Genomic DNA, 11,631 nt, shown 5'->3' on the forward strand with positions numbered 1-11,631 from the left:
ATCTGAAAAATCGGTAAATCAGGTGTTGCAGATAATGATAAATGCCGGCGGAAAATTCTTGAGGGTAAAGGCCGTGCGGATGTTGCTAAAATAAGAGGCAAATTGAAAGCGAAGCAAGTACGAGTAACAAATCTGAATAAAAAAACCACTCGGCTTAAGCATCAAGCTACTCTTCTCGTAAATGGCTGTCCGGGACTCTTTCGGTATCAGACTAAAGGGTAGCGAAGAAAGTATCAGGTCTACCTGCTGTCCATCCAAATAATTGTCAATATTCTCCGCCGAATCGCAAATAATTTTGACGTTGTCGGTACCAAACTGGCGGCGTAGGTTGGAACAAAAATGTTCGCTAATCTCAAATACGTAAAGTACCGAGTCGGCATCCATCCGATCAATAATTCCCCGCGTGATGCTACCGTCGCCTCCGCCGAGTTCCACAATGACCTTTGCCCCCTTAAACTCAGCGAAGGACAACATTTTATTCACCAATGATTTTGAACTAAACGTTACAGCACCTGTAGTTTTTATGTTGACAAACAATTCTTTAAAAAGCGAACTTTTATTCATTGGTTATTGGAATTAAGGCTGGGAAATATCCGATCTCTACGCTACGTAGGGTTTACTATTGGTTTCTAAATTATTCACAAATTTCAAAGTTACTAAAATCGGCCTCATATAACTCATGTTTTTCAAAAAAAGGAAAATCATTTGGCAGTTGACTTTCCAAAACCGGTGACAATGAGCCATTCCTGTAGGAATCCGCCAGATAAAAACAATTATGTTTATATATTTGAAAGTTTCTGATTTATTTTATCCCTTGAAAAATCCTTACTTTCGGTTAATGAGCTCCCACACAATCGCTAAATATTTGATTTTCTGCTGGTCTTTTTTCCTGTGTACCATCCTTAGCTTTTCCCTGTATGCACAGAGTGATAACGAAGGGAAAAGAAGGTTGGGTAGCAGCTATTTTATTTCGAATACCACGGTAATCCCTGAGCCGGGAAAACTCCTGCAGAGACAACACATCTTGTTCGAAAATGGCGTCATTACGGCTGTTGGCCGTACCATTTCCCTTCCGCCGGAGGCCCAGGAAATAAAAGGGGACTCGCTTTTTGTGTATGCGGGATTTATAGACATGGCGAATAAAACCGGAGTTACGGAGCCCGAAATCCCTGAAAAACCGAAGGACTTCGATTCTTCAAACCCGGCACCGGAAATCGCAGGTATTCATCCTCATTATCGGGTGAGTTCCCATTTCCTGGAAAACAACCCGCACGACAAGGAATGGAGGCAGCTGGGGTTTACGCTGGCCCAGAAATTACCCCTTGGGAAAGGAATGCTTCCGGGAACATCCGCCTTGTATACCTACGGGCAAGAAGGTACCAACAACCTACTGGCGGAAAACCAAAGCCTGTACGTTAAATTCAGCACCGTGGGAGGCGTCTACCCGAACACCGACCTGGGGGTGATGGCAAAATGGCGGGACCTGATGCAAAATGCGCGTCTTTACAAAGAACACGAAACCAGGTATGCGGTGGATAAAGGCGTTCCCCGGGTAGAGAAAAATCCCGTTCTCGCAGCCCTCATCCCCGTGATAGACCGAAAAATGCCCGTACTTTTGGAAACTTCCGATGAACTGGACATCCAAAGGGCGTTAAAAATCCAGGAGGAAAACGAGCTTCGGCTGATCCTAACCGGGGTGAACGAGGGAGATCAGTTGCTCCCAACACTCAAAGAGCGGGGAATTGGGCTGGTACTCACCCTTCATTTACCGGAAGATAAATTTTCCGAATCCAGTCCAGGTGAGGCAGGAGCCGATTTTGAATCACGGAAGGAGCGAGTAAAAGCAGCTTACCAGCAATCACTGAATTTTGCCGGAAACGTGGAAAAAGCCGGGATTCCGTTTGGTCTGACGACCAAGCACCTACCGCGGGGGGATTTTTACAAAAATTTGCAACTGATGATTAAAAACGGACTATCCGAAGAAGGGGCTTTAGCGGCATTAACGGTAAATCCGGCCACCTTACTGGGTATATCGGACATGGCCGGAACGGTTTCCGAAGGGAAAATGGCAAACCTGCTGCTGATGTCCGACACGCTTTTCTCGGAAGCATCTAAGGTGCGTATGGTAATTGCCGACGGCTACGTGTTTGATTACTCCGAAAAAACGGATAAGAACAAAAAGGAGGAAACGATTTGGGAATACAAAGCAAAAACGCCCGGCGGAACATCCCGCGGTACCTGGAAGTTTAGCCGAAATGAAGGAAAATGGACCGGATCCGTGACCTACGAAAACCCCGAGGGATCCGGAACGCGAACCGCTCCCACCCGAACCGAGGAAATCAATGCAGACAGCATGCGTTTCTCTTTTTCGGTTCCGGTACGAGGCGAGGATCTTGAGGTAACGGTATCCGGTACAATCAGCGGAGACAGTTTCTCAGGAGAAATGAAACTAATTGGCTATGAAAACTTTCCAGTGAAAGCCAGTAAAAAAGATAAACCGGAACGAAGCAATGAGCTATAAACTACTACTTTCAGGACTACTCCTTGGTAGCGTCGTCACGACGAGTCTAGCCCAGGAAGGAAAAAAAGGTGACGTATTCATCCGGAATGCCCAGGTGCTTACCGTCACAAACGGCCTGAAAGAAAACACGGACGTTTGGGTGAAAGACGGCTTGATACACCGAATCGGAACCCAACTTGAAGCTCCGAAGGGCGTGCCGGTGATCGATGCTTCGGGTAAATACCTCATGCCTGGCATCATCGATGCCCACTCTCACGTCGCTCTCGAATCAATAAACGAGGCAAGCAGTCCGATTACGGCAGAGGTGAAAATGGAAGACGTGGTGGATCCCTTTGCTATCGGTATTTACCGGGCGCTGGCGGGAGGTACAACCGTTTCCCATGCCATGCATGGATCTGCCAATGCCATCGGCGGCCAAAATGTCACCCTGAAGCACCGCTATGGCACCCGGAACCCGGGAGAATTGGTCATGAAAGAGGCCCCACGAACCATCAAATTTGCCCTTGGGGAAAATCCCATCCGCGTACACGGCAGAAGCAAAAACCTGCAGCCACGCTCCAGAATGGGCGTAGAAGCCGTGATTCGAAACGGATTCGAAGAAGCCCTGCAGTACAAACGTACATGGGAAACATGGAAGCAAGCTTCGGAAGAAACCAAAAAACGACTGGCCCCTCCCGTATTCAGCTCCAGAATGGAAACGCTGGTGGATATTCTGGAGGGAGAAATTATCATCCATTGCCACTCCTACCGTGCAGACGAGATTTACATGCTGATCCAGGTCTGCAAAGAATACGGAATCGACAAGATCGTATTTTCTCACGTAAACGAAGGATTTAAAGTCGCACCGGAGTTGGCGGCCCATACCATGGGCGCTTCGGTATTCTCCGACTGGTGGGCATATAAATTTGAGGTGTATTACTCAACGGCCTACAATGCCGCCATCCTAACCAAAAACGGAGTCATTACATCGATCAATTCCGATTCGGCGGAATTGATTCGGCATTTGTACCACGAAGCGGCTAAAACCCAACGCTACGGAGGTTTGACGGACGAGGAAGCACTGGCATTGATCACCATTAATCCTGCCCGGCAACTGGGGATCGATCGTTGGGTGGGCTCAATTGAGGAAGGAAAGCAAGCCGACCTGGTCTTGTTTAACCAGCATCCGCTTTCCATCTATGCCATCCCGGAGATGACCTGGGTAGATGGCGTCAATTACTTTAACCGTGCAAAAGATGCTGCCGACCAACGTCTAAAGGTAGACCCGGAAGAAATCCTGGAACCCATGTACCTGCACGTAAACCACAACAATTGCATGCGTGACGTGGATTTTTATTTCACCGGATTCGGCAGAAACCTATTTCAACACAGCCATTAAACCTCCCCGCTACCTCAACCACAATGAAAAAATTACTCCCCTTACTGCTGCTACTATTTGTTAGTTTTCACCTATTTTCCCAGATAGACGGAGAGGTAATCAAACCGTACAAAGGAGATTTTTTATTGCAGCATGCACGCATTTTTACGGTATCCAACGGGGTGCTGGAAGACACGGACTTGCTCATCCAGAACGGAAAAATCGCCGCCATCGGCAAAAACCTTCCGAAAGAGAATCATTTACTCATCGATTGCACCGGCAAGCGCATTTATCCCGGGTTTATCGATAGCGGCACCAGCCTCGGATTGGTAGAGGTCAACTCGCTACCGGAAACCCAGGATTACATGGAACTCGGAAAGGTAACGCCGCAGATGCAAGCGCTCACGGCGGTAAATCCCAACGCCGTTGCCATACCCGTCACCCGCGTCAGTGGGGTAACCACCGTGCTCACGCAGCCACGCGGGGGCTATTTCCCCGGAACGGCCGCGTTGATTCAACTGAATGGCTACACGCCGGATCAGATGGATGCTGGATTCCGGGGTGTATTGATGAACTTTCCCTCCGCAGCAAAGGCCGGCAATTACGACAACAGGTCTGCCGAAACGATCAAAAAAGAAGCCAAAAAGGCCCTGGATGAAATCGACGCGCTATGGGAAAAAGCAACAAGTTACCAGGCCATTCAGGACAAAGGCGGAAGCGTCGCCTACTATCCGGAAATGGCTCAGCTTGCAAAGGTGGTCACCGGAGAAATCCCGCTCTTGGTAGAAGTAAATGCTGCCGGAGATATTTTGCGCGCAATTGAATGGGTAAAGGATAAGGCCGTCGATCCGGTATTCACGGGGGTAGCAGAAGGCTGGAAAGTTGCAGAAAAACTCGCTGCTTCCGAAATCCCGGTCATTACCGGGCCCGTATTGTCCTTACCTTCCCGTCAGTCCGATTCCTACGATGCCTCGTATACCAATGCCTCGAAACTTCAACAAGCGGGAGTAAAAGTGGCCATCCGATCGCAGGACTCCGAGAACGTTCGTAATCTACCGTTTCATGCCGGATTTGCAGCCGCCTACGGAATGGGAACAGAAGAGGCCCTAAAAGCCATTACACTGCATCCTGCCGAAATATTTCAGGTGGACGACAAGCTTGGGTCACTGGAAGTAGGGAAAAGTGCCACCCTATTCCTGGCCGATGGTGACCCTTTCGAACCCAAAACCCAAATTGAGCAAGTATTTATCGATGGGTACAAAATCCCCATGACCAACCGGCACATTCGGCTGTATCAGGAATTCCTGGATAGAGAGATGAAACCGGAGAATTAAATCCATTTTTTTACTAATCCTGTCTTTTTAACTACATTTGGGTAATTATAAAGGTGCTTTCATGAAAAAAACTGTTCCATTCTGCTTTCTGTTCGTTTTTTTGTACCAATCCTGCCAGGTGAAGGATTCGGAAGACCGGGTTCAAGTGCTGATTGATGCCACCCAACAAGAATTTGCTCCGGACAAACGCATTGCGCTGTTTGATGTTTCCTGGGAAGGGGGCGTTTTATCCGGGGAGACCAATCTCCCGGAAGCCCATCGGGCATTACTGCAAAAACTAACCGAAGAACAAATTGACTTTGTAGACAGTGTCGGGCTACTTCCAGACCCAGGCCTGGGGACTACTTACCTGGCATTGGTAACCAATTCTGTCGCCAATATCCGCAGCGAACCCAAACACTCGGCCGAACTTGCCACACAAGCATTGATGGGCACGCCGCTGAAGGTCCTCAAGGAATCCGGCAGTTGGTACCTGGTGCAAACCCCGGACGCGTACATTTCCTGGGTAGATGCTGCTGCCATCGTCCGACTTGATCCGCAGGCCATGGAGGAATGGATGGAAAAAGAAAAAGTGGTGGTCACCGAAATGATTGGGAGTGTCTATCGGACTGAAAAGCAGAACGGGATTGTTAGCGACATCACTGCCGGAAATGTACTGGAACTACTGGAAACCAGCTCGAAGGCATTTCGCGTCCAACTGGCCGATGGAAGAACCGGATTCATCCCCATCGACCAGGCCCTTCCCTATGATCGATGGAAAAACAGCCGCAGCACCGATGACAATGCGCTTATTACCACGGCCGAAAAAATGATGGGCTCCCCCTACCTCTGGGGCGGCACCTCTCCGAAGGGCCTTGATTGCAGCGGTTTTACCAAGACCATCTATTTTCTCAATGGCAAGGTGATTCCCCGGGATGCATCCCAGCAAATCCTGGAAGGCGAACTGGTCGATAGCGAAAAAAACTGGGACAATTTACAAGTGGGTGACTTGTTGTTTTTTGGCGTTCCGGCTACTGCCGAAAGTAAAGAACGGGTCGTGCATGTGGGCATGTGGATCGGAGACAATCGGTTTATCCATTCCAGAGGGCGGGTTCGCATCAGTAGTTTTGACCCCAAGGATGAAAATTACGATGCCTACGAACTTGGACGCTACTTACGAACCAAACGAATCCGCAATCAGCCGAGTGAACGCATCCTTTCCGTAGACCAAATTCTGCAATAATCATGAAAAAAGCAGCGATCATCTTTTTCATCCTGTGCAACATAGGTGCCGGGTTTTCCCAGGTGGCACGCCTCGATGGATTTTCGATGGCGGGTAGCCGCAAGCAGGATGATCTGGAGGCACTGTTTCTGGAATCGGTCGATTTTCCAAGTTTTAAGACCCATTTGGCTACCATTACCCGACACCCCCACATCGCCGGAACCAAAGCAAACGAAGTCGTAAGAGATTACCTGGTACGGGTCATGAAAGAGGCCGGTCTGGAGACAACACTGTATCCCTACGATGTATACCTTCCCAGTGACCCCGGTGAATCCCTGGTAGAAATCGTCAGGCCAAAGCGGAGCCTGCTCAACCAACGGGAGTACATCCTGGAAGCCGATACCTTTTCCCGACACCCAGAGCTGAAAAAAGGCTGGAATGCCTTTTCGGGTTCCGGAGATGTGACCGCGGAAATCGTCTATGCCAACTACGGAACACAGGCCGATTTTGAAAAGCTGGTATCCATGGGGATCGATGTAGAGGGGAAAATTGTCATCGCCCGCTACGGCAAAAACTTCAGGGGCTACAAAGCCAAATTTGCCGAGCAGTACGGGGCGGCCGGCCTGATCATCTATACCGACCCAGGGGATAGCGGCTTTGCAAAAGGGCTGGTTTTCCCAGATGGCCCCTATTACAACGAAAGCGCCATTCAACGCGGATCCCTGCTCACAGAAAGTTTTACCGGAGACCCCTTGACTCCATTCGAACCGGCGCTACCCCTGGGTAGCAAAACCGAAACAAAACGGCTCCGCCCGGAAGAAACCCAACTGCATACCATTCCAGTAACGCCCATTCCCTACGGAGAAGCAACGAAAATTTTGGGACAGATGGAAGGAAAGCCCGTTCCCTCTGGCTGGCAGGGTGGGTTGCCCTTTACCTATCGGTTGGAAGGCGGGCCGCAGCTACACGTACGTTTGATGGTGGATCAGCCGATCGATTTAGTACCCATTTACAACGTGGTGGGAACGTTGAAAGGAAGTGTGTATCCGGATGAATGGATCATCTTGGGCTGCCACTACGATGCCTGGGCCTTTGGGGCCACCGATCCCAACAGCGGAACGTCCATGCTGCTTACCCTTAGCGAAGCATTGGGAAAGCTTGCCCGGGAAGGTCATCGCCCGAAGCGGTCCATTCTGATTGCGCACTGGGACGGCGAAGAACATGGTGTGATCGGATCTACGGAGTGGGTGGAGCAGATGCGGGAAGAATTGGGTGCAAATGCCGTCGCCTACTTAAATTTCGATGCGGGTGTTTCCGGTAAGAACATCGGCGGCTCTGCCGCTCCAAGTCTGAAAAAAGTCATGACCGAGGCCGCAAAAAAGATCAGCTATCCGGATTCTTCCAAATCCGTGTACGAAGTGTGGGCTGGAAATAAGCAACAACCCAGCCTGGGAAATCTGGGCGGGGGCTCCGACCACATTGCATTTTACATGCACACCGGTGTACCTTCACTTAGCGGAGGTGCGGGCGGACCAACACTCTATCATACGAATTACGATGATTTTTACTTTTACGAGAAATTTGCTGACCCGGAATTTCAAATGGGCGGTACCATCGCCCAGTGGGCGGGCATCATGGCTTTGCGATTGGCAAATGCCACCTTCATTCCCTACCACCTATCGCGGTATGCAGAAGATCTCGATCTCCACTTAACAAACGCTACCAGTCGGATTCAGGAATTTGCTTCCGGGTTTCAAGGATTTGGCCGCTCACAAAAAGCCATCGCGAAGCTCAGGGAAGTCAGTACCGAAGTGGAATCGGTACTAAGCTCCAGCCTTGCGACCGGTGAGCCCGACGCCGCGAAAATACCTGCCATCAACCGGGAACTGCTCCGCCTGGAAAAAAGCTTTTTGGTAGAAGAAGGAATGCCCTTTGGCAGTTGGTACAAATCCCTTTACGCGTCCAACGATCCTTTTAGTGGATACGCATCCTGGATGTTACCGGCCATTCAATACGAAATTTCCAAAAAGCGAACGGAAAACCTCGATCAGCTGGACGAACAATACGAAGCGGCGGTAAACCGATTGATTCAAACCATCGAGCAAATCGGGCGTATAGCAACTAGGGACTAACTAGTTAATCCAGAAGGATTTGTGAAGCGTGTGCCAGTGGACCGCTGACTACCCCGGGTTTTTTAGCGTTTCCCGGCTCGGAAACCCTTCTTTTCCCGGAACTCGGCTACCGCGGTACAATTCAAACACCAATAGACGGCAGTCAATGGTGCCGTTGTAGAAAGGGATTCTCCGTTTTGGCTTTAAACCAATTTTTTTACCCAGATCCAAATTGCCGGTAAAAACCAAACCAGTGTATCCTGGACAGCGTTTTTTCATAAAATCGCCGATTTCCCGATACGTCTCTTCCAATTCCTCCTCGTTCCCAAGTCGTTCTCCGTATTCAGGATTCAGGAAAACCATGCCGCTTTCGGTTTCGGGAAGTGTTGTTTCCCGGAAGTCGCAGACCTCAAACTGAATCAAATCCTCGACACCAGCAAACCGGGCGTTTTCCTTACTGGCTTTTATCGCGCGCTCGCTTATATCCGATGCCCAGATGATCTGGCTGTCGATCGGCTTGATGCGGTTCATCATTTTTTCCTTCAATCCGTAGTAGACGCCTGCATCGTAGCCTTTGATGTACATCAGCGCATAATCGTCTCGGTAAAGCCCCGGATACCGATCGGTAGCCATCAAAGCCGCCTCAATGGCAACCGTCCCCGACCCACACATGGGGTTTACAAAAGGGCTGGTTTGGTCCCAGCCGGAAGCCAGAATGCATGCAGAAGCGAGGGATTCCATCATGGGTGCAGCACCTGGAATTTTCCGGTACCCGTGTTTGATCAGGGTATCCCCGCTGGTATTGATGTACAAACTGGCCGCTTCTCCTTTCCAAAAAAATTGGAATACGGCCTCGTTTAAATTGGATCCCGAATCCGGTCGTATGCCAAACTTCTCCCGAAAGCGATCCGCAATGGCATCCTTTATTTTTACATTGACAAAAAGTGGATTGTCAACCGATTCGTGTTTGACATTGCTGATTACCGAAAAGTACCCATCCGGATCAATAAAATCTTCCCAAGGGATACCTTTGACAATCTTGTACAAATTCTGAACATGATCCAGCGAAAACGACTGAATCTCGTACAGCACATGGCTGGCGGTACGTAAATGCATGTTCAAAAAAATACAATCGTTAAGACTTCCGGTCAATTCCACGTGCGTTCGAAATACGCCCGTAGGAATAAAGCCCAACTCGATCAACTCTGCTTCTAAAAATGGGGCATTCCGGTCGTAGCAAGTAACGACCAACCTTCCTACCTGGTCAAAATCTATCATGGGTCAAATATACCGGAAATTGTTTGCATTCGCCCGGTCAACGGGCTTCGTTTTTCGATGCGCGGAGGTCAGCCAAAGCGGCCTCGTGCTCCTGAGGACGATTCACGTTCCGAAATTCCCCTGGGTCCGGAGCCTGCAGCAATTCGATGGCGGAGTTGATCAGGACTTTCCGCGGACAGCTGTACCCCTGACTCAAAAAACGCAGCAGAACCGGATAGGCACGGGGTTCCCAAAGGGTGATCAAGGGCTCTGGAAATTCGCCCTTCGGGTCCAGAAATGCGGTGGCCAATTTGGATGGGTTTCGGTGACGCACCAAATAGGCGAGGGTATCCCCTGTAAGGAAAGGCAAATCGCAGGCCAAGGTAAGCCAGGCTGATTCCGGCTGTTCCATAAAGGCCGAAACGAGTCCTCCAAAGGGTCCCAAACCCAGTATCTTATCGGTAATTACCGGGTACCTACCCGACCATTCTTCAGCCTGAGAGGCATTGCAGGACAAAAAACCGGCTTCGCAGTGCGATTTGATGAGTTGTAGCAGGTAGTCTTTTTGGCTTTGTCCGTGGTAGGAAAGCTCGGCTTTGTCTATCCCCATACGGGTACTATTTCCACCTACCAGTACCAGTCCGTTTACTTTTGGCACCCGGGCCTTTACGAATTCCATGACGAATCGGGTGATTTTATCGAGTTCATCGAATTTTAACACCGGGATGGATTGCCAGGCTTCCAGGTGTTCTTTTACTACCGGCGGTATTTCGGAAGCGCCGTCTTTTAATAGAATCAGGCTCACGTCGGTCAACTTGTGCAGCTTCTTCTCCATGGGCTTTGCCGGATCAATCACCAATACCTGATGCAAGGCATTGAAATGGTTGGCATTGATCAGCACCAGGTCTTGCCGGTTAAACCACTCCCGTTGCTCAAACACACTGGTTTCCCCGAGTCGCATGTCCAGCCGTTGGTAAACGATTTTATCCCGGTATTCCATGACACCGGAAGATTGCATCAAACTGTCAGCACTTCCCTTGCCCTCCATCAACTGATCACCTTCTTTGTGATCGGCATCTACGTATACACTGCCAATTCCGGCGCTACTATTTCGAATCAGCGCAGCAGCCAGTTTCTGAATGTGGCCGCAAGAGGTCCCCAAAATGCCCAATTCTACCCTCCCGTAATCCCCGTATCGTGGACGGGTCAATGCGGCATGCTTTTGGTGTTTATCGTTTGAAGTCACGCTTTCCTCCTTTTTTTTCATCCAACTGTAAGTCCTGAATACGTATATCGTGGGACATCCCTTTGCACATATCGTAAATGGTCAACGCAGCTACCGACGCACCCGTGAGTGCTTCCATTTCCACGCCTGTTTTTCCGGTTACTTTCGTCGTGCAGCGCACGACGACGGAGCTATCGTCTTGTGGCTCAACGGTGATTTTGCAATCGTCCATTCCCAGGGGATGGCAAAGTGGGATTAACTCTGCCGTCCGTTTTGCACCCATGGTGCCGGCAATAATGGCCGTTTGAAAAACCGGGCCTTTCTTGCTCATCAGATCGCTGCCCGCAGTCAACCGCTGCATGATCTCTTTCCCCAGGATCACCCGGCAGGATGCGCTGGCAACCCGTAGGCTGACTACTTTTTCACCCACGTCTACCATTGCCGGCAATCCGGTCTTTTTGTCTACATGTGAAAAATCGGTATCACTCATAAGGAGACTAGTGTTATGTTAATCGTAAATTGACGAATAAAGTCTTTTTAATTTTATCCTTGAATCGGCAGTAGTGAACTGCCAATTTATCTTATTGTTTTTATTGTTTCGGTTATTCTGCCAAGCCTCTACTTC

The 11,631-nt window shown here is 49.6% G+C and carries 9 protein-coding genes and 1 pseudogene; 5 read left to right on the forward strand and 5 right to left on the reverse strand.

All coding sequences use genetic code 11. The features are described from left to right. Positions 1 to 18 precede the first annotated feature (18 nt). The gene (locus tag GCU44_RS16945; protein ID WP_092169037.1) at positions 19 to 564 is read right to left on the reverse strand and encodes a class I SAM-dependent methyltransferase; all 546 of its coding nucleotides are present in this window, start codon (positions 562 to 564) and stop codon (positions 19 to 21) included. Between the two features lie 274 nt (positions 565 to 838). Between GCU44_RS16945 and GCU44_RS16950 the strand changes: the two genes are divergently transcribed. From GCU44_RS16950 to GCU44_RS16970, 5 genes are all read left to right on the forward strand, one after another. Continuing rightward, positions 839 to 2,521, forward strand: a complete 1,683-nt coding sequence (locus tag GCU44_RS16950) for an amidohydrolase family protein (RefSeq protein WP_161993955.1) — start codon at positions 839 to 841, stop codon at positions 2,519 to 2,521. Continuing rightward, on the forward strand, positions 2,511 to 3,899 hold the full coding sequence (locus tag GCU44_RS16955; RefSeq protein ID WP_154857958.1) for an amidohydrolase family protein: 1,389 nt from the start codon (positions 2,511 to 2,513) through the stop codon (positions 3,897 to 3,899). Before GCU44_RS16950 ends, GCU44_RS16955 begins: the two co-directional genes overlap by 11 nt. Before the next feature lie 23 nt (positions 3,900 to 3,922). Continuing rightward, complete coding sequence (locus tag GCU44_RS16960; protein WP_154857960.1) at positions 3,923 to 5,212, forward strand: amidohydrolase family protein; 1,290 nt, start codon at positions 3,923 to 3,925, stop codon at positions 5,210 to 5,212. A 61-nt stretch (positions 5,213 to 5,273) separates the two neighbouring features. Beyond that, positions 5,274 to 6,434 carry a C40 family peptidase gene (locus tag GCU44_RS16965; protein ID WP_154857961.1) on the forward strand — a complete coding sequence of 387 codons (1,161 nt, stop codon included), beginning with the start codon at positions 5,274 to 5,276 and terminating at the stop codon, positions 6,432 to 6,434. A gap of 2 nt (positions 6,435 to 6,436) precedes the next feature. Beyond that, the gene (locus tag GCU44_RS16970; protein WP_154857963.1) at positions 6,437 to 8,545 is read left to right on the forward strand and encodes a M28 family peptidase; all 2,109 of its coding nucleotides are present in this window, start codon (positions 6,437 to 6,439) and stop codon (positions 8,543 to 8,545) included. 48 nt (positions 8,546 to 8,593) lie between these two features. On the opposite strand, the gene GCU44_RS16975 is transcribed toward GCU44_RS16970, so the two are convergent. The 4 genes and pseudogenes from GCU44_RS16975 to GCU44_RS16990 all read right to left on the reverse strand — a co-directional run. Beyond that, positions 8,594 to 9,802, reverse strand: a complete 1,209-nt coding sequence (locus GCU44_RS16975; protein WP_154857965.1) for a THUMP domain-containing class I SAM-dependent RNA methyltransferase — start codon at positions 9,800 to 9,802, stop codon at positions 8,594 to 8,596. Positions 9,803 to 9,839: 37 nt separating this feature from the next. Further along, the gene (locus GCU44_RS16980) at positions 9,840 to 11,048 is read right to left on the reverse strand and encodes an NTP transferase domain-containing protein (RefSeq protein WP_154857967.1); all 1,209 of its coding nucleotides are present in this window, start codon (positions 11,046 to 11,048) and stop codon (positions 9,840 to 9,842) included. Then, the gene (moaC, locus tag GCU44_RS16985; protein WP_092169013.1) at positions 11,011 to 11,496 is read right to left on the reverse strand and encodes a cyclic pyranopterin monophosphate synthase MoaC; all 486 of its coding nucleotides are present in this window, start codon (positions 11,494 to 11,496) and stop codon (positions 11,011 to 11,013) included. Before moaC ends, GCU44_RS16980 begins: the two co-directional genes overlap by 38 nt. An 18-nt stretch (positions 11,497 to 11,514) precedes the next feature. After that, positions 11,515 to 11,631: pseudogene (locus GCU44_RS16990) on the reverse strand (IS630 family transposase); the annotation flags it as partial.

The sequence above is a fragment of the Cyclobacterium xiamenense genome, assembly GCF_009467825.1.
In the GTDB taxonomy this organism is placed as follows: Bacteria; Bacteroidota; Bacteroidia; order Cytophagales; family Cyclobacteriaceae; genus Cyclobacterium; species Cyclobacterium xiamenense.